Below are 23,769 nucleotides of genomic sequence, written 5' to 3'. Positions count from 1 at the left end.
TTTGGCAATTTTGTTATTAGTTTAATAGCTGAATACTAAACATAGTCTACCTTGAGAAGCGTAGTTTTGTAGTTTGGGTGCAGCGATAGCGTAACCCAACATGAAAATTTGGCGGTAATGTTGGGTTGCGTTTCACTCCACCCAACCTACATAAATATATCTTTTAAAAAACTCTAGGTTTCAACTATAGATGGAACCTTTTATCATGATAAGAATACAATTTTATCCCCGTTCATTCATGCTTTGAGGAGATCGAGAACTACATGAGAAAGCAATTGTCAAAAAACTGGCTAAATTCTCAATTTTGGTTACGTTTTTTAATCATAATCCTATTAGTAATAGGTGTATTTTTCCGTTTCGTCAATATTGACAAAAAAGTCTATTGGGGTGATGAAGTTTTCTCCTCATTACGTATATCGGGTTATATGCAGTCAGAAATGAATGAGCAGTTAAGTAATGGTAGTTTGCTTACTATAAAAGATTTGAATAAATACCAATATCCCAATTCTGAAAAAAATACAATTGATACAATTAAAGGGATTATTGTAGAAGACTCACAGATTTTGCCGCTATACATTTTAATGACTAGGTTTTGGGTACAACACTTTGGTGATTCTGTAGCAGCGGTAAGAAGTTTTTCGGCATTCACTAGTCTGTTCGCTTTTCCTTTTATTTATTTGCTATGTGAAGAATTATTTGGGTCTTCACTAATCGGGTGGATGGCCATCGCTTTGGTAGCTGTTTCACCTGTTGAGGTCGTGTATGCACAAGAAGCACGAGCATACAGTTTATGGATAGTAGCCATCTTAATGTCGAGCTTCGCAATGCTGCGAGCCATGCGCCTTAAAACAAAGGTTAGTTGGTGGATTTATGCAGCAACATTAGTAGTAGGGTTTTATACTCATATATTTTTTGCCTTGGTTGCTCTTGCACAGGGAATTTATGTAATTACAATCGAACGCTTTCGATTGAATAAAACCACAATTGATTACCTAATTTCATTCTTTGCAGGGTTTATAACTTTTGTACCTTGGCTTTGGATTATTATTACCAACCCTCAGCCACAAGCAGTAGATTGGGCAAATGCTAAACAAACGTTATTTGGGTCAGTGGCAAGATGGGCTGGTATCTTGAGCCGCACGTTTCTTGATTTGGGTATTAGTCCTAGTGATTCAGGAAAAATTAAGTTTGCATTAATTCCATTTATTATAATTATTTTTGCTCTAATTTTCTATTCAATTTATATTCTTTGTCGAAGCACACCTAAAAAAGTTTGGTTATTTGTCTTAACCTTGATTGGATCGCTAGGGCTTCCCCTATTCATATTGGATTTTGTCTTTCAAAAGCGCTACGCTACTACTCGATATACCCTTCCCTTAACTTTAGGTATACAATTAGCTGTTGCTTACTTACTTACTACTAAATTAACTTCTATTTCTCCTAAAGTTTGGCAAAGAAAGCTCTGGCTACTTGTTCTATTTATGATAATTACGAGCGGAGTGATATCTTGTAGTCTCAACTCGCAAGCTAAGATTTGGTGGAATCAATTCCCTGAAAGATACCAAGAATATCCGAAAATAGCTAACATTATTAGTCAAAGTAATCAACCGCTTTTAATTAGTGATAGTGGCATAATTCCATCAATTCAAATGCTTGGTCATTTAGTTGATCCCAAGGTGCAGTTTCAAATTGTCAAAAAGAATAGCTTACCTGAAGTTACTAATGGTTTTACTGACATATTCTTGTTCAATTGCTCTGATTATTTAAAAGCGGGAATTGAGAAAATTTATAACTCAAAGTTACAGCAGATAAACCACTTACTATGGAAAGTAACAAAATCCACCTAAACCAAGGAAACGATCGCACCTAGCCTGGATTTCTCACTTGTGAGAAATCCAAGGGGTGTGGGAGGTGTGGGAGGTGTGGGAGGATGGAGAAGAAGTCTTACCCCCCACACTCCCTACACTCCTCTTCTCCCTCTGCCTACACTATGCGTGAGAAATCCGGGCTAGGCTTTAAAAGCAGACAGTTAATTAGGTTGGTGCAATTAAAGCTAAGGGATCTGCGGGTTAATAGTATCCCAACTAGACGGGTTTCGACTGCGCTCAACCCTCAGCCATCGAGAGTTGAGCGCAGTCGAAACTCGGTTTACTGGTACTTTATTTTTACGCAAGTCCCTTAGTATTTGAATATCATTAGTAAGTTAAAAGTTAACATCAATTAGCCTAAGAAGTGGCACAATTAGAACCAAAATATACTTTAATTGAAATCTACTGAAAGTATATACTGATACTGCTGCCGCTTATGTCATCGCCCCTTGAGCGCCCGCTAAAATTTGAAATTAGACTGCCATCGTCGCATCCTCAGTTACTAGAAGGACTAGATATATGGCTGCGTTTAGGTTTAATATCCGATACCCAAGTTAGGCAGCTATGCCAAGAGTTTCTGGTGTGTTCGGTGGTGTTGCCACCCCAGCCTGAAGCTAAAAAAAAGGTAGTTTTTTTAACTTCTGATCCCGTACAGGAGTTACCCGTAGCAGCTTTACAATCTAGCCGCCATAGACAACCACAACAAAAAACAGTCGAACCCAACTTTCTCAGTACAATGTTGCAGTCTTTGGGGGCAGAACTGAGTGTACGCTGGCTGCTTTTTCTAGGGGTATTTCTGGTAGTGGTATCTTCTGGAGTACTGGCTGCGAGTCAGTGGGAAAAGTTTCCTGCTTCTGGACAGTATGGAGTTTTGTTTGCTTATACTCTGAGTTTTTGGGGATTAAGCTTTTGGGCGACTAGGCAAAACAACCTGAGATTGACGGCTCAAACTTTGCTGATTGTCACCCTTTTGTTAGTTCCAGTGAACTTTTGGGCAATGGATAGCTTTCAATTGTGGCAAAATCCTGTGGATTTGGTTGCAGTTGCGATCGCCTGGCCTACCCTCACTGTTATAACTGTCTTACTCTCCAAAAATCGGACTATTTTTACTAATTTACGTACTGGCAAATTACCTTTAGCCAATATTCTAGGGCTGAGTTATCTGCATTGGGGTTGGCAATTGCCAGGATTCCCCTTAATTGCCATCTATGTGGCAATGATTGGCACAACTATAATTACTATTTTTCACAATTACCAACAGCCTAATCTTGTCAGTGAGGAAGATAGAAGCAATCGCCGCAGCTTAAGTATTAGTTTACCTGCCGCCGTAATTATTTATGCTTTGATAGTGCTGCTAGTGCGGGCAATTTTTGTTGCTGGGGTAAATGTCACTCAGTTGGGATTAGCTATTGGCATTTGCGGCTGGCTAGTAACTTGGCTAGTACAGGAGAGGGTAGGGGGCAGGGGGCAGGAGAGCAGGGGAGCAGGGGGAGCAGAGGAAGTAACTGTAATATACCCCTCATCCTCATCTCCTCCATTCCCCTCATCTCTTTTCCTTTGGGAAAAACTTGGTGGGATTCTACTGTTTTTGGGTTGGCTGGTTTCGGTAGTAAATTATCCTTGGCAAGCAATAGCTGTAAGTGGTTTAGGTTTGTGGTTTGTGGGAAGTCGATTGCGGCGGCACAGTTTAAAGCTAGACTTCGCTGCGGTTTTCGTCATCGGTTTAGAGACGATTTGGTTAGGTTGGCGATTAGTACCTGATAGCTTACAGAAATTAGCGATCGCAACTGGTACTCAACTCACTAATTCTCAAAATGAACCTTGGGCTTTGCTGGGTGTAGCTTTATTTCCCTACATAATTTTGATGGTGGTGCTTACTGATAGCCTACATCGCACCGAAAAGCGAGAATTAGCTAAATTTGGCGAACTGCTCACCCTCTTACTGGGAGCTTTTTTAACAACGATCGCGATTGTCAATCCTGTATTGCGATCGCTAAATCTGCTATTTTCTACCATCACTTTGGCATTCGTAACTCAACGCCGTTCCCCCGCATCCCTTCCCCTGGTATATCTAACTCACGTCATCGGGGTGCTGACATTTTGCTCTACCATTCATTGGCTGGCACCAACCCTGAGTCAACAAGTCTGGGCAAGTATTTTATTAGCTCTGATGGTTGCAGAATGGCGATTTAGCGTAGAAGGAGGAGTCTGGCAACGTAGTGCTTGGGATGTCGGTTTAGGACTAGCCGCCGCTAGTTTTTTCCTATTGTGGATGAATGCAGAATCATCTTGGTATGGTGTCGCTGACAGCCAAGCTTATTTGGGAGCCTTATGGCTAGTTACGCCTATAGCTCTCACGGGTGTTGCAAATTGCACAACTACAGAACGTCGGACTACTACCCGTTACTTGAGTGTCTTGGCTGTGGGAGTTGCCCAGCTACTTACTCTACAGTTACCAGGAACCAGATTAATTGGTTTGGCAGTAGGTACAGGACTAATGTTCGTAAATACGCGCTATTTACGAAACCAAATCTCTGCGGTAATTACAGAAGGATTTGCTCTGAGTTTCATTGTGGCGCTGCTGTGGACGGGTATACCTGGTTTACCTCACCTCCTTCTCGGAGGTTGGTTTCTCGTAGGCGCGATCGCAATCCTAATTCTATGGTTAGCCAGGACAGTTTTGAGCCGACGCGGAAACGAATTAGCACTTAATTATGCAGCCGCCAGTGATAAATGGGCGATCGCATTGTGTGCTTTTGAGTTGTTGAGTTTGACGCTACACTCAGTGCTGATTTACTCAGGGTTTATCACTTCAGGATTTTTGTACTTAGCTGCCACTATAATCACCTTAAAAGCCATTGTTTATCGCAGTTGGCGAGAACCGAACAATTGGGCATTCTATGGCATCGGGTGGTCTTTAGAATTGTTAATTGCCCAAGTCTTGGGATTTGGGGAGCGATCAATTGTTAGGATAGCGATCGCGGAGCGTGGCTTGCCAATCGCAAATATCGCTTTAGGTTTAATCGCTCAACTTGTCGGCGAGTGGTGGCGGCGACGACATCAATTAGAAAAACTTCCTAGCAGCCTTCACATTTTGCCATTAATTTATGGTGCATTCAGTGTGTTGCTGCGTTTGAACACTTTCACCGAGTGGACTGGTTTATATTCCTTGGGTGTAGCTTTAATTATTATTGGCGTAGGGCGACGGCGCGAGAACTTTAAACCCCTGCTGTACTTAGGAATCATTGGCGTATCCATTTCTGCTTATGAACTTTTGTTCTATCAAATGTCACAAGCTTCAGGAGGAGCATTAGGTGATGGATTGATTGCCATGTCTGCCCTTGGTGCCAGTATCATGTATGCTTACCGGATTTTGTCACCTTGGCTGGTAAACTACTTACGCCTAACTCCCCAAGAATTGAAAAGAATTGCCCATATTCATTGGGCTTGGAGTAGCTGCTTATTAATGGCTGCCATTCCTCTTCCCATTGGAATTAACCGTTTGGTGGGATTAGCAACAGGGGTATTTTTGATCCGTTATGCCATCTTTCAAGGACGAAATTCGGGCACTTCCCCCAGGATATTGGGAGGAATCACCATAGCCGAAATGTGGGTTTACCTTGGCTTATTAGAGGTAGCCGGTATGAGGGTTTATTGGCGCGAGACAGCAGTGGGAAAATTTTGGGCTGGGCCGTTAGTTCCTTGGAACGGTGCGATCGCCTGTGTGGTAGCCTATTTTCTGTACATCCTGCCTTGGGAACGTTGGGGTTGGTCTAAAAAACCTTGGCAGCAAGCCGCCTACATCATACCACTGATAATTTTATGGGAAACCAGACTGCAAACTTATCCCATTACCTTGGTACTCGCAGCTGGATTCTACATTTTCCTAGCAAAAATAGGTGAAAATATCCGTTTTACTTATGTTAGTGTGGCGTTGATTAATTGGGCTGTTTACCGATGGTTTGATTCCTTACGCCTGACTGATACTTTATGGTATATAACGCCAATTGGATTATCACTGCTTTATATTGCTCAAGTAGATACCCAACTGAGGCTACCAGAGTACAAAGCACCTCGCCATATTCTGAGATTGCTAGGTAGTGGTTTAATTTGTGGGTGGGCAATTTTATTTAATCAAAACACAGCCTGGATACCTGGAATTTTCAGCCTCATCGCCATTTTTGCCGGATTAGCTTTACGAGTGCGGGCTTTTCTCTACATTGGTACAGCCACTTTTTTAATTACTACAATCTATCAATCGGTAATTTTTAGTTTGCAGTACTCCTTTTTAAAATGGGTTGTAGGCTTACTAGTTGGCATCTTCCTGATTTATATTGCCGCCAACTTTGAAACCCGCCGCACTCAAATAACTTCCTTAATTCGTAGTGCCATTGATGAATTTCAAACATGGCAATAGAGAGAGGATTGATTCAATTTTTTGTGTGTTTTAAAGGATCAGATAACAAGTATCTAGTGGTCTGTCCCATTAAATTTGAGGGGTAAATACGCTTGTAGTGAGGACTTTAGTCCTCAAATATTCAAGCACTAAAGTGCTTACTACAAACCTAGCAAAATTAATGGGACAGACTACTAGTGGGCTGTCCCATTAATTTTTAGGAATAAGAGACAATACGCTTGGGTTACAGCAGTTTTCATGTATTTGAAGCACATCTGTTGTAAGAGCAATTCGTGAATTGCCCCTACAGCGTGGTCTATTTACCTTCGCCGAACTAACGTTTATTGAAATCTAAGAAGCTGTAGACTGTAACTTTTCTAATCGTGCCAGCACTTCTGAACTATGAACAGTTGGGTTGACTTTGACAAAAGTCTCGCGCAAAACACCTTGAGGATCAATGATAAAACTATGGCGCATCGATAAGAAGCCGAGCCACGAACCGTAAGCTTTACTCACTGAACCATCAGTGTCAGCTAAAAGTGGGAATTTTAGTCCCTCAGAATCACAAAATTTGGCGTGAGAATCAATATCATCAGCACTTACGCCAATAATCTGGGCATTTTTTTCGAGGTATTGGGGTAAGTCTTGCTGAAAACGGCGAGCCTCTATAGTACAACCAGAGGTGAAGTCTTTAGGATAAAAGTAGAGAACTAGCCACTTACCGCGCAAGTCAGAGAGGGAAATTTTGCCATCACCTGTGTTAGTTGGCAAAGTAAACTCTGGTGCGGGTTGATTAATTGCCGGAAGTTTACCACCAAGGGCATCAGCAGCAGGTATAAAGTTCAGCCAGCTGATGAAAGAAATACAGCTGGCAAATAATATGTTTAAAAAAGTGCGGCGGGAAATCATGGCGCAAACCAGAATTACAACTTTACACAAGTTTACAATTCTTAGTCGCTCCAAATATCACTTAGAGTCAGATTCGCTAGGTTTATCTATGCTTTCGATGTATTGGCTATCTAAGAGAAAAGCTCCCTTAGTGAAGCGAATACCCCAATATCCACCGGGACGGCGGTCAAGGACTATACCTTCTTCGCCAATGTGAATAACATCAGGGGGGCGCAGCATGGGCATAGGTTCAGCAGTTTTGACGAAGGGTGGTAGTGCCACAACACGAACTTTACTACCAATTGCAAATTCTTGAGACATCTTAATCAAGCGAGGAGTTTTGATTAACTCATAACTCATAACTATCTTGAAAGTCTAGTAAATCGGGCATCTGTCGTAGGGGCAATTCATGAATTACCCCTACGATGTGGTTTTTCAAATCACCCATATTTAGACTTTCCTGTCAATGGTAAGTCTTAAAATTAGCCCTTTCAAGTTACTCGTAAAATCTCTTATTTTTTCTCAGCGTTCTCTGTGCCTCTGCGGGTTAAAAGTATTTTTTCTAACCACAGAGGCGCAGAGGACACAGAGTATAGAGCTTAAAGAGGAATCTATCTACCAAAATTTTTACGCACCTTGAAAGGGGTAGTCTTAAAATAGGGAAAGGGAAAGGGGATGAAGTTTTTCCCCTTTCCGCATCTTCTGCAAGAAGCTTGTTAATTTTTGACTATGGAAAATAAGGACTGAACATTAGTCAACGGTAAGTGCCATAGTAATTCTGGTTGCCAAGTATCTGGGTCAAATTGAGAATTACAACCGCGTTGGTACGCTTGCCAGAGTCTGGCCCAGCTAAATTGTTGTCGAGAATTTAGGCTTTTATGAATGACTCGCAACAGTCCTAATCCCAACATCAAATTAGTTATGCTAAATTTTGTTCCTAATAAGAATGCCTGTACTTCTGCTTCACCAATTAAGTCAGCACCATAGCCTGTAAGAACGTGAATTCCATCATGTAGTTGTTTACGACGGCTACCAGTTGTAAAGGGTTGGAAATTGTGTTCATTGAGGAAATCTGCCCAAGTTCTGCCAAAAGTGTCAGTAGGGAGGAAACGTAATTTTTCTATTTCCACAATTTGGGGAACATCTTGCCCTTGTGCTACAGCAATGCGATCGATTAAATCTAAAACCTGTTGCAGGTGAGGAGCGGGATTTGGAGAAGCGACCAAGGGTTGCATCATAATTTATTTTGGATGAAATGGGCAATGTTGCCCATCTCAAAATTATTTTTTTTTAAAAGATTATTATTGAGGATTACCTTGTTGACGACGAGAAGGAGCGTTTTGACGATATTGCTCTATTTTTTGGCGCTGTTCAGGGGTTAAGATTGCTTGAATCTGTTGTTTCTCAGATTCCCGAATTTGTCGCATTTGGGTTTTCTGTGCTTCAGTCAGATTTAAGTCAGCATAACCACCCTTTCCTCGACGTTGACCTGGTTGGCGTTGACCTTGACCTGTTTGACCCTGAGCCTTACGCGCTTGCCACTCAGCCCGACGCGCTTGTTTAGCTGCTTCTAATTTTGCCTTTTGTTCTGGGGTCAAAACTGCTTCAAATTTGGCTCGGCTATCGCGGCGAATTGCCTGAATTTGGGTTTTTTGGGTATCTGTTAGATTTAATTCCTTCCAAGGGCCCCTTTCTTTTTGTGGAGTTTGTGCCAGCAACAAGGGTGAAGGAGAGGCTGTTTGGGCGGTAACAGCAAAGGAGGTTGCGCTTAAAGTAAGGGCGATGGCTCCAGCGACTAGCGATAATGCTTTGAGTTTCATTTCTTGTGGGTTTTTCCTGGTTGGTTGTCACCATCATAAGAACTTATCTTTACTAGTTACATGAGGAGAAAGTCATGGTTCTACCCATGACTTTAGTCATGATTGAATTTTGACAAATTTGATTAACAATAAATAGTTAGGAGTTGGAAATTAGGAGTTATATATTATAAATGATGAACATTTCTATGATGATTGATTTGCAAATCCTTATTTAGCTGATTGTATATTTTTACCTAGACCACTTTTACTATCAATTTTTGACTTAACTAAAAGTTGAAGTTGCGAAATCCACACTTAAATATTCAAAATTTTAATTCTTCCTTTTTAACTTTTACCTCCAAAATTGTAATTTATTCATAATTTGAGATAAACCACAATGAATTATCCAATTCAAATTAAAAAACATCCTTTTCCATCTCTACTTTATCTGGAGTGGATACTACTGGCAATCACTGCATTGACAGCAGTTATACCACCTCCCTTACGGAGATTTCGTCCTAAACTTCCAGAACTAACAATCTGTAGTTTATTTCCAGACTTGTCAATTTGTAATTTATTACCTGAACTATCGATTTATAGTTTGATTCTTTTTGCATTAATGGGCTTAAGATTACCCAGAAGTAGCCAGACTTATAAGGTGATATACACAGTTATTGAAATTTTATTAATTTTAATAACTGGGCTGTTTGGTGAAAGATTTGCTCGTCTTTTTCCTTTCCTTTATATAATTTTAGTTACTCGAAGTTGCCTAATCTTTAACTTGCCGGGGCGTTTATTTGTTACATCTCTATCCTTTGCATTATTTCTATTTACGACACAACTAAAATACCAACTGTTCAATTTACAAGCATCATCACAAGCACAAGAAAAATTTCGATTTCTTACCTTGAATTGGTCGCTAGTATTTGGTTTGAGTTTGGTTTTTGTGTTGTTAATGATGAATGCGGTATTATCTGAACGGCACAGTCGAGAAAAGCTAGCGATCGCTAATGAAAAACTCCGTGAATATGCGATGCGGATTGAAAATCAAGCTACCTTAGAAGAACGTAACCGCATTGCTCGTGAAATTCATGATTCATTAGGACATTCTCTCACTGCTTTAAATCTGCAATTAGAAACTGCTTTAAAACTATGGCAATCTAACCCAGGTAAGGCTGAAACATTTCTAGCAACAGCAAAGGAATTAGGTTCAAAAGCACTAAAAGATGTCCGCCAATCTGTTTCTACTATGCGTTCTAATCCTTTACAAGAGCAATCTTTAGAACGTGCGATTGCTAGCCTTGCAGAAAATTTTCATCGCTCCAATGGCATTTTACCAATTTGCCAAATCAACCTCGAATATCCTCTACCACCTGAAATCAACACTGCTATTTACCGAATTACTCAAGAATCTTTGACCAATATAACTAAATATGCTTATGCGACCGAGGTTAAACTGGAACTCGCTACGATCAGAGGAAATTTGCGATTGATAATTCAGGATAACGGTAGAGGTTTTGATTTAGGGCAAAATACTACTGGTTTTGGACTTCATAGTATGCGCGATCGCACTTTAGCATTAGGAGGTGACTTTAATATTAATAGCACTCCTGGTTCCGGTTGCAAAATTACAGTTAATATTCCCTTAATGAGGTTGAGATGATGATTAAAGTATTGTTAGTAGATGATCAAGGTTTAATTCGTCAAGGATTAAGAGCATTATTAGAATTAGAACCAGATTTAGAGATCGTGGGAGAAGCAGAAAATGGTGAACAGGCAATTAATTTGGTCGCTGAATTTCAACCTGATGTAGTATTGCTAGATATCAGAATGCCTATTATGGATGGAGTTGCAGCGACGAAAGAAATTCAAAAACGTTTTCCTAAAACTAAAATTTTAGTACTGACGACTTTTGATGATGATGAATATGTATCAGCAGCATTACAAAATGGGGCAATGGGTTATTTATTAAAAGATACGCCCTCAGAAGAATTAGCTGTTGCGATTCGTGCTGTTTATAAAGGATATACCCAATTAGGCCCAGGTATAGTTAAAAAGCTGTTAACTCAGTTTTCTAATGGTACACCAATCCATTCAACACCTGTACCATCTACTTTAACTGAACTTACGCCTAGAGAAAAAGAGGTTTTGCGGTTAATTGCTACAGGTGCTAGTAACCGAGAAATTGCTCAAGAACTCTACATTTCTGAGGGGACGGTAAAAAATCATGTGACAAATATTTTAAACACGTTAAATCTGCGCGATCGCACTCAAGCGGCGATTTGGGCAAATACATATTTATCCTATTTGAATTAGCCAATTTAAATAATTCGTAATTCGTGATTTTAGCCTTTAAATTAATTATAGTAGCGGTATCAATACGGTTTGGTTAAGGCAAGAGACGCGATAAATCGCCGTCTCTACAAAGGAATGATTATCGTAAAGACGGCGATTTATCGCGTCTTTGTGATCTAGGGCGATCGCTACTGGATAATCTATTTTTCTAAATTCCCTTACTTTTTGACTAAAAAATATGCTGTAGCATAATCAGGCAATTGGCTGATTTTCTGACCAAATTCTTTTTTATTATTAAATATACCTGCCAAAAAATCTAGCTGATAAAGATTGGGTAAAAAGGCTCCACCTGTATCGGCAATTACTCCCATTCGCAGATGTTTGCGACCACCTTGAGTATGCTCAATTACAACCACTTTACCTAAACCAATATTCAAAACATCTCCAGCAAAAGTGACTCCGGGTTTGATAGAAATTTTTGCATCTATTTTATATCCATAGCCTTTAATAGCATCAACTTCTCTAAAATACCAATAACGTTTTTGTGCTGTCGCCTTCAATCCGCGAATATAAGACATTCCATTATTTCTGTCTACATTAAAAAATGCCTTATAACCATCTGTAAAATTAATCAGTATTGTTCCTTCCATAATTGCTTCTTCTAAACCATCTCTGGTTAGATAAGCGAGACTGGTAACTTTTCCAAATTCTTTACCACCTGGTTCATAAATACCTGACAAAACATCCTGCTTGGTGTATTTTGTATAAAATTTATCGTTATTAGCGTTGTCTTTTAAGCTATAAATTGGTGTATTAAAAGTAGAGGTTTTTTTCCGAGAACCGGGATGAGTAAAGACAGCATATTTGGTAATTCGTAATTGTTTTTGCTGTTTGTTCTTTGGGTTATAGGGAGACCATTTAATAACTCGAAAATTGGTATTGATAAAGTTAGGATCTTGCAAACGAGTAGCTCGCTTATTAGCAATATCCTCCTTTAAGACAGCAATCATGAAATTCAAAGTGTTGAGAACATCTGGTATAGTTACTCCTTGAGTCGCAAGCATTCCTGTACGGAGAATATCTGGGTCTTCCGAAGAATAATCTTGAAAATATTTTCTAGTATTAACGAGAACAGTTAATAAATCTCCTTGATTGAAGTTAACCTTACTACTTGGCAGTTTTCCTGGGGTAACAACTTGGCTGCCATTAATACTAAATTTATATTTCTTGAACTCATCGACAACTGGATAGGGTGCAGATGCAGCTAGCAAATTCTGCTGAGGTAAAAAAGCGTTTTGCTTATCGATAACTTCATTAGATATTTGTTGAGCAACAAAAGGATTTTGGAAATTTGCGGTGAGGGAAATTTGTGATGGAACTGGGGCAGAATTTTCTTGCTGAGTAAAGGGCTGATTTTGTTGGGCTAGCTGTTTATTTTTTGACTGAGTATATAGATGGCTACTGGCTAAACTGACAAATAATAAGGCAGCACAACCTACTGTGAAGCGAAATTTTGGGCTGGATAAGATATTCATAACTTGGAAAGTAAATTTCTAATACTAAATAATCAACGTTATGTTTCTACCACCTCACGCACTAATTGCGCCAATTTTTCGGCACTATCGGGAACTGCGAGCACATGAGCGTTTTCCCCCATCTTTGCTAACTCTTGCGGTGACTGCAACAAATTCAACACATTACTTTGCAATACTTGCGCCGTCAACTCCGATTGTTTCAGTGTTAACGCCGCACCAGCTTTGGTAAATACATCTGCATTGTAAGATTGATGGTCTTCTGCGGCAAAGGGGTAAGGGATCAAAATTGCTGGTGTTCCGCACACTGCTAATTCTGTCAAGCTACCGGCACCAGAACGACTAATGGCAAGAGTTGCTCGTTGCAACAACGCCGCCATATTGTTGTAAAAAGGTAAGGCTATATACTGCGGATGTTTGAGACTATCTGCTTCGGGATCGCGATCGCCAGTTAAATGTACTACATAAGCACCAGCATCAAACCAAGCCTTTGCAGATTCGCGCACTAACTTATTAACCGCAACTGCACCTTGGCTACCACCAAAGACGACAATTAAGGGAACACCATCAGGAATGGCTAAATCCAGAGGTGAATTAATTTCTCCGTTGAGAAATTGCGATCGCACGGGAGTACCAACACAGACATTTTTGGCACGAGGCAAATACTTAGCAGCTACTTCAAATCCCAAGGCTACCGCACTACACCAAGGGCCAAAAAAGCGAGTTACTTTACCTGGTAAGGCGTTAGATTCGTGGAAAACCACGGGTAAACCAAGAGAACGTGCCGCAATGACAGCTGGCCCGGCGATGTAACCCCCAGTGGTAAACACCCCTTGAAAATTTCCCTGTTTGAGAATTCGTCTGACTTCTATAATCGAACCAGCGAGTTTAGCCAAAATGCGAATCGAGGAGAGTCCAAACCCTTGCTGAAACCCTTCAACTGCAATAGTATTCAAGGGATACTCTTTAGGGACAAGTTGAGTTTCTAGCCGATTGGGTACTCCCAGCCATTCGATTTGATAATCTGGAAGTTTTTCTGCCAGTGCGATCGCTGGAAACAAGTGTCCACCAGTCCCACTGGCAGCTATTAATAATCGTATCGGTGCGTTTGCCATCAAACCTCTACCGTTTAGCGTCTAGCTTAACTAAGATAAAACAATTTCCTGACTTTCTCTCATCAAATCAGTAAACTCTTGCAAATGACTAAAATTATTACTGCTTTCGTAAAACACCAACTCAAATTTCCAGCCAGTATTTGGCTGGTTTCGTTCCTGCTAACCCTTGGTTTAACAAGTGGTTGGCAACGCACTCAAGCGACGACACCACAGCAATTAGCGCAAACTGGTACAGTTCAAAATGCACCAACCGATTTAAAAAACCTGTTGACACAAGTCGATGCAGCTGCCAGCAAGGGTGATGTCAAAGGGGTGTTGCAATTCTACAGCCCCTCTTTCACTCATGGGGATGGATTAACCCTCCAAACCCTAGAAAAGTCTTTGGTTTCACTTTGGAAACGATATCCTAAATTACAATACAGTACCAAACTGCTATCTTCAAAATCGGAAGGCAATGGGATTATTGCCGAAACAGAGACGAAAATAACTGGCTTACCCTCTGGTAGCGGGAATAATTTGGCTCTCGATGCCACGATTAAATCGCGTCAGCGCATTGAAAGCGGTAGAATCGTCCGTCAAGACATTTTGGCAGAACGCACCCAACTTACCTCTGGCAGCAAGCCACCCAAAATTGATATTAAATTACCACAACAGGTACTGGTTGGTCAGAAGTATAATTTTGATGCGATCGTCCAAGAGCCACTTGGGGATGATTTTCTACTAGGAACGGCGCTAGAGGAAACCATCCAACCAGAGAAATTTCTCAACCCCACACCCGTAGATTTGCAATTATTAACATCCGGTGGACTTTTTAAAACTGGACAAGCACCATCCACCCCTGGTAGCCAATGGGTTTCTGCTGTCATCCTGCGAGGTAATGGAATGACTATGGTAACTCAGCGTCTACAAGTGGTGAAGAAATAATTAGGAGTTAACGCGGTGTGCCACTTTATTAGGACTTACGCACGGGTAACGGAAAACGAACCACAGAGGGCGCAGAGGTCACGGAGGCATGAGAGTTTTAGAGGGTTTTTGTGTAAGTCCTATTTCTCTCAAACCTAACCCTCAACCCCTTCCCTACAAGTATGAACTATGAAACTTGTGCTAATTCATAATTCATCAAAAATATGGGTCTGAAACCCCGTGCTTCACACAATGCTTTAAAGTAATGAGTAAGGAGTAATGAGTGGATGAAAAATGGGTATTTACTCATTACTTATTACTTATTACTCATTACTCCAGAATCACCGTGCGTTCACGCCGGGGAGTATGTCATAACTATTAACTCCTCACTTCTAATTATCCTAATGACTTCCCTACAAAATCAAATCATTTTGATTACTGGCGCAAGTAGTGGTATTGGTACTGCTTGTGCGAGAATCTTTGCTGGTGCGGGTGCAAAACTAATCCTAGCAGCACGACGGTTAGAACGTTTGCAGCAGCTAGCAGATGCTCTCGTTAAAGAATTTGGTACTGAAATTCATTTATTACAGCTAGATGTGCGCGATCGCAACGCTGTCGAAGAAGCCATTTCTACTCTACCGCCTGCCTGGTCTGACATCGACATTCTGATTAATAATGCTGGTCTAAGTCGTGGTTTAGACAAGTTGCACGAAGGCAGCTTTCAAGACTGGGAAGACATGATTGATACTAACGTTAAGGGTTTACTTTATGTTTCCCGTTATGTTGTTCCGGGAATGGTGAGTCGCGATCGCGGCCATGTGGTAAATTTAGGTTCCATTGCGGGACATCAAACCTATCCCGGTGGCAATGTCTACTGTGCTACCAAAGCTGCTGTCAGAGCAATTTCTGAAGGTTTAAAACAAGACTTGTTGGGAACACGGGTACGTGTAACTTCCGTTGACCCTGGGATGGTGGAAACGGAATTTAGCGAGGTGCGGTTTCACGGAAATACTGAACGCGCTAAAACAGTCTATCAGGGAGTTACCCCACTGACAGCAGATGATGTGGCTGATGTGATATTTTTCTGTGTGACGCGATCGCCCCATGTCAATATTAACGAAGTTGTGCTGATGCCTGTTGACCAAGCTAGCGCTACCTTAGTTAATCGGCGAACGGAAAATTAACCCAATTTAAGAAGATTAATTTCTAAACAATTCCACATATTTTGAAAATTTTACTACGCTCATTTCCAAAAAACCGTTGGTTAGATTTGGAATATTTTGATGTTACTAAAAATACTTTATTAAATGTATTTTTCTTTTTTCGTATGAAATTAACCTGCTAAATCCCCCTTAAAAAGTACAAAATCTTGGGTTTTTGAGACGCGATAAATCGCCGTCTCTACAAGTGTTTTGGTCTTATGTGAACTGTATTGCCTTAAAAAGGAGGACTTTGATTCTGGTCTTGCAAACTGGAGCGACTGGCATGGGTTAGGGGGGATCAATAAGAGCCTGGAATAACAAGTAACTACTTTTAAAACATCCTTTGAGGCTAGTTGGAAAATCTACAGAAAATCTGAGGAAATACGTAAAATTACAATTTACTCAAAAAATTATAGCTTTTGGTTGTAGATGATTGCGGAAATTGTTTTAATTGTCTTGTAGTTATATAATTTATGCTTATTAAAAAATATAAAGAAGCATCTATCCTAAGAGAGATTTTTTACAATTAATCTTTCTGTATGCATTTTTTAGAACTAGATTATGCAAAAATTATTTTTACTCCTACATAAAATTCATATATGTTATCCAAACAAAAGTGCTGACTATACAACTTAAAGAAAAGATTCATTATTAATCAAAATAAAAGTGCTGTAGTGAATGCAGGATGAGTTAAAAAAGCCTGAACTACTTCTGCTTCAGACACTTAAAAATTTCTTAAGTAAATTTTATAGTCTTGACAATAAAAGGAATATTTTATTGTTTAACAAAATATCATATCTTCAATACTTTCTTTCTCTTCTCGTTAAACCTTCTCTGCGAACCGTTTTGATTGTTCCCTTTATTCTGCAAATTTTAGCGGTAGTAAGTTTAACGGGTTATCTCTCATTCAAGAATGGGCAAAAAGCAGTAAATAATATTGCCACACGGCTACTAAGTGAAATTAGCCAGCGTGTTCAGCAAAATCTACATACTTTTCTTGAAACTCCCCAGCAAATTAATCAGAATAATGCTAATACTATTAAACTTGGACAATTAAACATACAAGAGTTTGCTGTCTTAGAAAAATATTTTTTTGAGCAATTAAAAGTATTTAATCAAGTAAGTCTAATTGGTTTTGCCAATAAAAATAAAGAGTTTATTTCAGCAGAGATATTTCCTGATGGCTCTTTGACAATCAGAGCATCTGGTAAATCTACTAAATATAATTTACGGACTTATACTACTAATAAACAAGGCACACGCACGGGAATAAAGGATTTTGGCAAACCTTATGATACTCAAAGACGTGATTGGTATAACAAACCGATAGCAGAAGAAAGACCAATTTGGAGTAAAATTTATCCTCATAATTCTGGAATTGCTTTGTACATCGCTGCTAGTCAACCTGCTTACGATAAACAGGGAAATTTGCAAGGTGTATTACTCTCAAATTTAAACTTATCCAAAATTGGCACTTTTCTGCAAAATTTAAAAATTGGGAAAACAGGAATAAGTTTTATTGTTGAGCGTCAGTCTGGAAGATTGGTAGCAACTTCAACTAATGAAAAACCCTTCCGCTCAAATAATTTAGAGACACAATTAGCAGAAAATAGAATTCAGCCATTTTTGGCTATAAATAGTAATGATAAAAAAACACAATTTACTAGTAAATATTTAAAAAATAAATTTCATGAACTTAAGTCAATTAATAGCTCACAGCAATTATATTTCTCGATAGATGGTAAGCGGCAGTTTATTCAAGTTTTACCCTTCCAAGATAATCGAGGACTTGACTGGTTAATTGTGGTAGTAGTCCCAGAAGATGACTTCATGCAGGCAATTAATGTTAATACCCGCACCACTATTGTGCTGTGTATTGCTGCTTTGATAGTGGCTGTAGCTGTCGGTATTTTAATTTTACGGTGGATTACTCAACCAGTTCTAGCTTTAAAAAAATCAGCTTTAGCGCTTGCTCAAGGTGAATGGGAAAAAAGAATAGAAATAGAGCGTTCCGATGAATTGGGGGAATTAGCCAAGTCATTTAATAGTATGGCTGATCAACTCCAAGAAAAATTTTCGGAAATGCAGGATTTAAACAAAGCTTTATTGCAAAGTGAAACCCGCCTGAAACAATTTCTTGACGCTATACCTGTGAGTGTTTCGATAGATGATAGTAGTGGGCAACTCTACTATACTAATCGAGCTTCACAACAATTAGTCAACGTAGAGTTATTACCATCTATCGAATACGAAAATATAGCAGAATATTATCAAATTTATCTAGCTGGAACTGACCAGTTATGCCCTGCTGATGAACTGCCAATTGTATATTCTTTAGCTGGTAAAACTGTCCATGTTGATAATCTTGAGTTTCGCCACCCAAATAAAACTATCCCTGTAGAAGTTTTAAGCACCCCAATTTTTGATGAATCGGGCAAAGTAATATATGCGCTCACCGTTTGTATTGATATTACCGAACGCAAAAAAGCAGAGAAGATTCTAGCTGATTATAATTCGATTTTAGAACAACAGGTTACTGAACGTACCCTAGAACTACAACGAGAAATAGCTGAACGCAAGCAGGCAGAAGTGGCGCTTTTAGAGAGCGAGACGCGATTTCGGCTATTAGCAGAGGCAACATTTGAAGCGATCGCTATTACCGAGCAAGGCATACTTTTAGATACTAACCAAACCTGTGCTGAGATGTTTGGTTATGAACTTTCTGAGTTAGTTGGTATGCGTGTCATGGATTTTACTGCTCCTGAATATCAGGAACAGGTAATGCAGAAGATTCGCTCAGGGGATGAAGGAATTTATGAAACCGTTTGTCTGCGTAAGGATGGAAGCACATTTCCGGCTGAGATCAGAGCCAGATTTATGTCATATCGTGGGCGTACCATCAGGATGGCTGCAATACAGGATATTAGTAGTCGTAAGCAGGCTGAAGAAGCAACCGTATTAGCAGAACGTAACCGCTTGGCACAGGAAATTCACGATACTTTAGCACAAGCCTTCACCGTTGTTATTGTCCACTTAGACACCGCCTCACGAAAACTGACAACAGATATAGAAGTAGCACAGAAATTAATCAAAGCAGGGCGAGACTTAGCTCATTCTGGGCTAACTGAAGCACGCCGTTCGATAAAAGCATTGCGATCGCAATTATTGGAGGACGGCGACATTTTTAATGCTCTCAATCGCTTCGCCACTCAGATGTTTTCCCCTACCAATACACATATTGTCTGCCAATTAATAGGCAAGATATACCCCTTGTCTCCAGATGTTGAAAATAACCTACTCCGCATTGGACAAGAAGCATTAACCAATGCCTTCAAATATGCCCAAGCTAGAGAAATCCAAATTGAACTGGCGTATCAAGAAAGCCAGTGCAGCTTGCGAATCAAAGATGATGGACAAGGATTTGACATGGGGAGTGTATCTGTTATCAACAGCTTTGGTCTTTTAATTATGAGCGAACGAGCTGAACGCATAGGGGCAAAACTAACAATTCAGAGTTCGCCAGGACAGGGAACAGAAGTTTCAGTGTTAGTCTACCGAGAGTAAATGATATGAGCCAATCCAATGTCATTCGCATCCTGCTTGCTGACGATCACCCCATCTTGGGACAAGCTTTAACAATGTTTCTTCAATGTGAGCCAGACATGACTGTAATCGGCCATGCTGGCGACGGGCGAGAAGCGTTAGAACTTTTCCACCAACATCAACCCGATGTAGCGCTGATGGATTTGCGAATGCCGAAGATGGAAGGTGCTGATGCGATCGCAGCCATCTGTGCTAAGTTTAAACACGCCCGAATCGTTGTGTTGACTACCTTTGATGGGGATGAAGATATCTATCGGGGATTACGGGCGGGTGCAAAGGGCTATCTCCTCAAGGGAGCGGAACCGAACGAACTCTTAGATGCGATTCGCACTGTTCATAAAGGACAAAGGTATATTCCGCCCACTATAGCAGCCAAGCTAGCCGAGCGGATGGGTAGTGAGGAATTGAGCGATCGTGAGTTGGAAGTGCTGCGCCTGATCGCCAAGGGCAAGAATAACCAGCAGATTAGCAATGTCCTTAACATTGCGGAGAGTACCGTCAGATTTCATACCAATAATATTTTCGGCAAGTTGAACGTTAGCGATCGGACTCAAGCCCTAGTCACCGCCCTGAACCGGGGGATTGTCAGGCTGTAGTTGCATTTTCTCAACCTCACATTTTGATAGGTTTAAAACCCAACATTTAGCTAGTGACAATGTTGGGCTTATTTTCTAGGCTTAGTAGAATCACTTAGTTTTAATTTGCATAAGTGCGAGAAATGCGATCGTCCTTCTTAACATGAAGGCTTGAAAGAGGCGTACAGTTTAAGGTGCCAACGATCTGCTTAAACTCTCCTAATTTAGCTATCAATTAGCACATTTATAGGACAAATGCATGAGTTTCTTGGAGCAAGTATTACAAGAAATACAAAAAATTGGAGAAAGTATAGGCGATGCCGAAAAGGTTGATCGCTTACTGCAAGAAAATCTAGAGCATTTGTATGAAAAACTAGATGATAAAAATGAAAATTTGGATGATAAATTAGTTAGAGAATTGCGAACTTGGGCAACCAAGATGCAAGAGATACTAGACAAATTGCAACCAGAAGAAGCAAAAAAGATTGCGAAAAATATTTTAATATTTAGTAATAAAATATTCCAGTTTTCGCTAAATAGTAAAGCCAGTAATACTGAAAAAGAGATCGTTATTGCTGGATATGAAATTGCATTGAAAGTATTTGATAAGGAAGCTTATCCTCAAGAGTGGGCATTACTTCAAGATCAATTGGGGTGTTTCTACAGCTCGCGAATCAGGGGTGGAATAGCAGAAAACATAGAACTAGCAATTCAAGCTTTCAACTCAGCTTTGAAAGTCTACACTCATGATTATCTTTGCGAACAATGGGCAAATACACAAAATAATCTTGGCAATACCTACCTTTACCGCAGGAGAGAAGACAAAGCTGAGAATTTAGAAACAGCAATTAAACTTCACAATAACGTGTTAAAAAAATTATACAACAACGAACCTTATTCTATAATTTGGAGCAACTCTTATTCTTTAATTTGGGCAGAAACTAAAAATTATATCGGCTGTGCTTACCTTGAAAGGGAAAAGGAAGATAAAGCAAAAAATATTGAACTAGCGATTGAAGCTTTCAAAGATGCTTTGCGTGTATATACTTGCAACTCTTTTACTTACGAATGGGCTAAAACTCATAATAATATTGGTAATGCTTACCTTCAAAGAAAAAAAGGAGATGAAAATCTAACTCAAGCAATTGAGGAATCAATTGAGGCATTCAATGCAGCTTCACAAGTTTTCATTGATCTGGATAATTACCAATGGGCTAGAACTCAAAATAATCTTAGCAGTGCTTACCTTCAAAAGAAAAAGGGAAATAAACAAGAGAATATAGATTTAGCAATTAAGGCTTGCCAAGCAGCTTTGAAAGTCTACAACCATAATGCTTATCCTCAAGAGTGGGCAATAACTCAAAGCGATCTCGGAGATGCTTACCAAACTGCTGGAAAATACAGTGAAGCTTACGAAGCTTTTGATGCTGCTATTGGTATCGTAGAGAACCTTAGAGGTAAGATAATTTTTGGCTCTAACATTGACTCAGACAAACAGAAACTTGCTGAAGAAGCGAATCTTATTTATCAAAATATGGTAGAACTTTGTCTAGAGCTAGCCAACAATAACCCTCAGTATTATGCTCATGCTATAGAATATGCTGAACGCAGCCAAGCTCGTAACCTCGTCGAACTTCTAGCAACGAAAAATCTCTATCCAAAAGGCGATATTTACCGCGAAGAGATTGACAAATTACGACATGAAATTTCAAGTAAACAAAGGCAAAATTTAAGCCAGCAAGAATTGCCTAAGTTGCAAAAAGGCCTAGATGAGTTACTAAATAAAATTAATATAGAAGACGACAGTTTTAAATTTACTCAGAAAATTAATCCTATCTCTTATAGCGAAATACAAGACTTAGTTGAAGAAAAGACTGCAATCATCAAATGGTATATCACAACTAACAAAATTATCACTTTTATTATCACTGGAGACAAAAACCACAAGAGTCAGCAAAAACCCCTTTGCATATGTTCATCTAAAGGCTTGGAAAAATTAATCAAGTGGTGCAAAGAATATTTTGAGACATACCATGCATCAAGAAATGATGACAATAAAAGACATGAGTGGAAAAGTCTACTAACTACTCGCATTCAAAAGTTGGCAAAAATTTTGCACATACGTTATGTCCTCTCCCTTATTCCTGAAAACTGTAATCGTTTAATATTAATCCCCCACCGTTTCTTACATTCGCTGCCCTTACATGCTTTACCTTTCTCAAATAAACAGGACAAATGCCTTCTAGATAAGTTTCCAGGAGGTGTGAGCTATGCACCTAGTTGTCAACTGCTGCAACTCAGTCAAACACAGCAAAGCCTTAATTTACACCACCTTTTTGCAATTCAAAATCCTAGTGCCAAAAATCCTGAGGCTAATCTGAAGTACAGCAATTTAGAAGTTAAACTTATCAAGTCCTTTTTTGGCTCTTATAAAGTATTAGAGGAGCAAGAAGCAAAAGAAGATAACTTTAAAAAATTTGATTGGAATTCGCTCTCAAACTTCTGTATTCACTTCGCTTGTCATGGCGAGTTTAACCTGAAATATCCGTTAGAATCAGCACTCATTTTAGCTGAAACCGAAGAAGAAGCCAAAGATAAACAGCTAAAAGAACAAAAAGAAGATGGACGCCTCACATTAGCCGAAATCTTCGGACTGAATCTCAAACATTGCCAACTTGTTACCCTCTCAGCCTGCGAAACAGGCATAGCAGACTTCCAAAGCCTCAGCGATGAATATATTTGTTTACCAAGTGGCTTCCTGTTTGCAGGTAGTCCCAACGTTGTCGCTAGCCTCTGGAAAGTAAAAGACATTTCTACTGCTTTCTTGACGATCAAATTTTACGAAAACTTAAAACAAATGCAAAAGAATTCTTCCCAACTCGAAAAGGGTGCAGTAGCTATTGCGCTCAATCAAGCTCAACTTTGGTTACGTGATTTAACGGTGGAGAAATTGAACAACTGGATGAAAAACATGCCTCTCACTGGTACAGAGAAATTTGAGTTAAGAAATACATTTCCTTTTGATCAGATCCGAGAGCCACATCACTGGGCAGCATTCTGTGCTATCGGTCAATAAAGGAGTAATTTAATGACTTCATTTCACGAACAACTTATCCAACAGTTTAAGTACATCGAAAAAAATTACCCTCACTTCTTTACAGAAGAGGATTATGTCTCGTTAGCAAATTTACGAAAAACTCTCTTGGAGCAAGAATCAGATGCAATAGCTAACTGGTGTGAAGAACGCCCCAAAATTCAGAATGAGCTAGATGCCCTTCTCAGACAACAGAATGCCAGTGACTCAGGTGAACGCGGGCCAAAAGGGGGTAAACCAAAGTTTCCACCTGAAGATAAAAAGGATGATGACGAACCAATTGACAACATCGTCCGCCGAAGCAAACCATCTTCTTAGAGTAACCTCCCTCTCAGTTATACTTTTAACTAAAAAATGAGCAAAACATCCATAGCTCAAAGGCTATGTAACCCAAGCCTTACGCTGTACGCTTACCATCTGCGTACCGATATTAATAATGGGCCAGATCAGCCTTCAGATGACGCTGATCAACTTTGGAAAAGCTTGGTAAAGCTAGGAT

General features: G+C 39.7%; 16 protein-coding genes. 10 read left to right on the top strand and 6 right to left on the bottom strand.

Annotated elements, in window-relative coordinates:
* Nucleotides 1–263 precede the first annotated feature (263 nt).
* Both GJB62_RS25630 and GJB62_RS25625 read left to right on the top strand, forming a co-directional pair.
* Nucleotides 264–1,847: a glycosyltransferase family 39 protein gene (locus GJB62_RS25630; protein ID WP_114085213.1), complete on the top strand. Its 1,584-nt coding sequence runs from the start codon at nucleotides 264–266 to the stop codon at nucleotides 1,845–1,847.
* A 457-nt stretch (nucleotides 1,848–2,304) separates the two neighbouring features.
* Nucleotides 2,305–6,285: a DUF2157 domain-containing protein gene (locus GJB62_RS25625; RefSeq protein ID WP_114085212.1), complete on the top strand. Its 3,981-nt coding sequence runs from the start codon at nucleotides 2,305–2,307 to the stop codon at nucleotides 6,283–6,285.
* 330 nt (nucleotides 6,286–6,615) lie between these two features.
* On the opposite strand, the gene GJB62_RS25620 is transcribed toward GJB62_RS25625, so the two are convergent.
* The 4 genes from GJB62_RS25620 to GJB62_RS25605 form a co-directional block, all read right to left on the bottom strand.
* A complete protein-coding gene (locus GJB62_RS25620) occupies nucleotides 6,616–7,173 on the bottom strand; it encodes a peroxiredoxin (protein ID WP_114085211.1) in 558 nt (185 codons plus the stop codon).
* Nucleotides 7,174–7,230: 57 nt separating this feature from the next.
* Nucleotides 7,231–7,473: a regulatory protein SipA gene (gene sipA / locus GJB62_RS25615; RefSeq protein WP_114085219.1), complete on the bottom strand. Its 243-nt coding sequence runs from the start codon at nucleotides 7,471–7,473 to the stop codon at nucleotides 7,231–7,233.
* 395 nt (nucleotides 7,474–7,868) lie between these two features.
* Nucleotides 7,869–8,390, bottom strand: a complete 522-nt coding sequence (locus GJB62_RS25610) for a Coq4 family protein (protein ID WP_245246008.1) — start codon at nucleotides 8,388–8,390, stop codon at nucleotides 7,869–7,871.
* A 63-nt stretch (nucleotides 8,391–8,453) separates the two neighbouring features.
* Nucleotides 8,454–8,972, bottom strand: coding sequence for a P pilus assembly/Cpx signaling pathway, periplasmic inhibitor/zinc-resistance associated protein (locus GJB62_RS25605; RefSeq protein ID WP_114085210.1), 519 nt, complete (start codon nucleotides 8,970–8,972; stop codon nucleotides 8,454–8,456).
* 376 nt (nucleotides 8,973–9,348) lie between these two features.
* Between GJB62_RS25605 and GJB62_RS25600 the strand changes: the two genes are divergently transcribed.
* On the top strand, nucleotides 9,349–10,614 hold the full coding sequence (locus GJB62_RS25600; protein ID WP_114085209.1) for a sensor histidine kinase: 1,266 nt from the start codon (nucleotides 9,349–9,351) through the stop codon (nucleotides 10,612–10,614).
* On the top strand, nucleotides 10,614–11,267 hold the full coding sequence (locus tag GJB62_RS25595; RefSeq protein ID WP_114085217.1) for a response regulator transcription factor: 654 nt from the start codon (nucleotides 10,614–10,616) through the stop codon (nucleotides 11,265–11,267). The genes GJB62_RS25600 and GJB62_RS25595 overlap by 1 nt, the downstream gene beginning before the upstream one ends.
* Before the next feature lie 197 nt (nucleotides 11,268–11,464).
* Here the strand turns inward: GJB62_RS25595 and GJB62_RS25590 are convergent, their stop codons facing one another.
* Together GJB62_RS25590 and murG are read right to left on the bottom strand one after the other, a co-directional pair.
* Nucleotides 11,465–12,781, bottom strand: coding sequence for a hypothetical protein (locus tag GJB62_RS25590; RefSeq protein WP_114085208.1), 1,317 nt, complete (start codon nucleotides 12,779–12,781; stop codon nucleotides 11,465–11,467).
* A 38-nt stretch (nucleotides 12,782–12,819) separates the two neighbouring features.
* Nucleotides 12,820–13,893 (bottom strand): undecaprenyldiphospho-muramoylpentapeptide beta-N-acetylglucosaminyltransferase, encoded by a 1,074-nt coding sequence (gene murG, locus GJB62_RS25585; RefSeq protein WP_114085207.1) that lies wholly within the window; start codon nucleotides 13,891–13,893, stop codon nucleotides 12,820–12,822.
* Nucleotides 13,894–13,977: 84 nt separating this feature from the next.
* Here murG and GJB62_RS25580 point away from each other — a divergent pair, with 84 nt between their 5' ends.
* From GJB62_RS25580 to GJB62_RS25555, 6 genes are all read left to right on the top strand, one after another.
* Entirely contained in the window at nucleotides 13,978–14,817 is an 840-nt protein-coding gene (locus tag GJB62_RS25580; RefSeq protein WP_114085206.1) for a nuclear transport factor 2 family protein, read from the top strand.
* Nucleotides 14,818–15,200: 383 nt separating this feature from the next.
* Entirely contained in the window at nucleotides 15,201–15,980 is a 780-nt protein-coding gene (locus tag GJB62_RS25575; RefSeq protein WP_114085205.1) for an SDR family oxidoreductase, read from the top strand.
* A gap of 864 nt (nucleotides 15,981–16,844) precedes the next feature.
* A complete protein-coding gene (locus tag GJB62_RS25570) occupies nucleotides 16,845–19,562 on the top strand; it encodes a PAS domain S-box protein (RefSeq protein ID WP_209271457.1) in 2,718 nt (905 codons plus the stop codon).
* 5 nt (nucleotides 19,563–19,567) lie between these two features.
* Nucleotides 19,568–20,197, top strand: a complete 630-nt coding sequence (locus GJB62_RS25565) for a response regulator transcription factor (protein ID WP_114085203.1) — start codon at nucleotides 19,568–19,570, stop codon at nucleotides 20,195–20,197.
* A 247-nt stretch (nucleotides 20,198–20,444) separates the two neighbouring features.
* A complete protein-coding gene (locus GJB62_RS25560) occupies nucleotides 20,445–23,252 on the top strand; it encodes a CHAT domain-containing protein (protein ID WP_209271456.1) in 2,808 nt (935 codons plus the stop codon).
* 12 nt (nucleotides 23,253–23,264) lie between these two features.
* Complete coding sequence (locus GJB62_RS25555) at nucleotides 23,265–23,588, top strand: hypothetical protein (RefSeq protein WP_114085201.1); 324 nt, start codon at nucleotides 23,265–23,267, stop codon at nucleotides 23,586–23,588.
* The last annotated feature ends 181 nt before the right edge of the window (nucleotides 23,589–23,769 follow it).

Source organism: Nostoc sp. ATCC 53789 (genome assembly GCF_009873495.1).
Classification (GTDB): Bacteria; Cyanobacteriota; Cyanobacteriia; order Cyanobacteriales; family Nostocaceae; genus Nostoc; species Nostoc muscorum_A.
The sequence above is the reverse complement of the archived record's forward strand: the minus strand, read 5'-3'. Positions and strand labels throughout refer to the sequence as shown.

What these genes read in the sequence shown, in the direction of transcription:
- murG (WP_114085207.1), bottom strand. Translation starts at nt 13,893, where the DNA reads ATGGCAAACGCACCGATACGATTATTAATAGCTGCCAGTGGGACTGGT.
- GJB62_RS25565 (WP_114085203.1), top strand. Translation starts at nt 19,568, where the DNA reads ATGAGCCAATCCAATGTCATTCGCATCCTGCTTGCTGACGATCACCCC.
- GJB62_RS25580 (WP_114085206.1), top strand. Translation starts at nt 13,978, where the DNA reads ATGACTAAAATTATTACTGCTTTCGTAAAACACCAACTCAAATTTCCA.
- GJB62_RS25625 (WP_114085212.1), top strand. Translation starts at nt 2,305, where the DNA reads ATGTCATCGCCCCTTGAGCGCCCGCTAAAATTTGAAATTAGACTGCCA.
- GJB62_RS25630 (WP_114085213.1), top strand. Translation starts at nt 264, where the DNA reads ATGAGAAAGCAATTGTCAAAAAACTGGCTAAATTCTCAATTTTGGTTA.
- GJB62_RS25610 (WP_245246008.1), bottom strand. Translation starts at nt 8,390, where the DNA reads ATGATGCAACCCTTGGTCGCTTCTCCAAATCCCGCTCCTCACCTGCAA.
- GJB62_RS25600 (WP_114085209.1), top strand. Translation starts at nt 9,349, where the DNA reads ATGAATTATCCAATTCAAATTAAAAAACATCCTTTTCCATCTCTACTT.
- GJB62_RS25620 (WP_114085211.1), bottom strand. Translation starts at nt 7,173, where the DNA reads ATGATTTCCCGCCGCACTTTTTTAAACATATTATTTGCCAGCTGTATT.
- GJB62_RS25605 (WP_114085210.1), bottom strand. Translation starts at nt 8,972, where the DNA reads ATGAAACTCAAAGCATTATCGCTAGTCGCTGGAGCCATCGCCCTTACT.
- GJB62_RS25575 (WP_114085205.1), top strand. Translation starts at nt 15,201, where the DNA reads ATGACTTCCCTACAAAATCAAATCATTTTGATTACTGGCGCAAGTAGT.
- GJB62_RS25555 (WP_114085201.1), top strand. Translation starts at nt 23,265, where the DNA reads ATGACTTCATTTCACGAACAACTTATCCAACAGTTTAAGTACATCGAA.
- GJB62_RS25595 (WP_114085217.1), top strand. Translation starts at nt 10,614, where the DNA reads ATGATTAAAGTATTGTTAGTAGATGATCAAGGTTTAATTCGTCAAGGA.
- GJB62_RS25590 (WP_114085208.1), bottom strand. Translation starts at nt 12,781, where the DNA reads ATGAATATCTTATCCAGCCCAAAATTTCGCTTCACAGTAGGTTGTGCT.
- sipA (WP_114085219.1), bottom strand. Translation starts at nt 7,473, where the DNA reads ATGTCTCAAGAATTTGCAATTGGTAGTAAAGTTCGTGTTGTGGCACTA.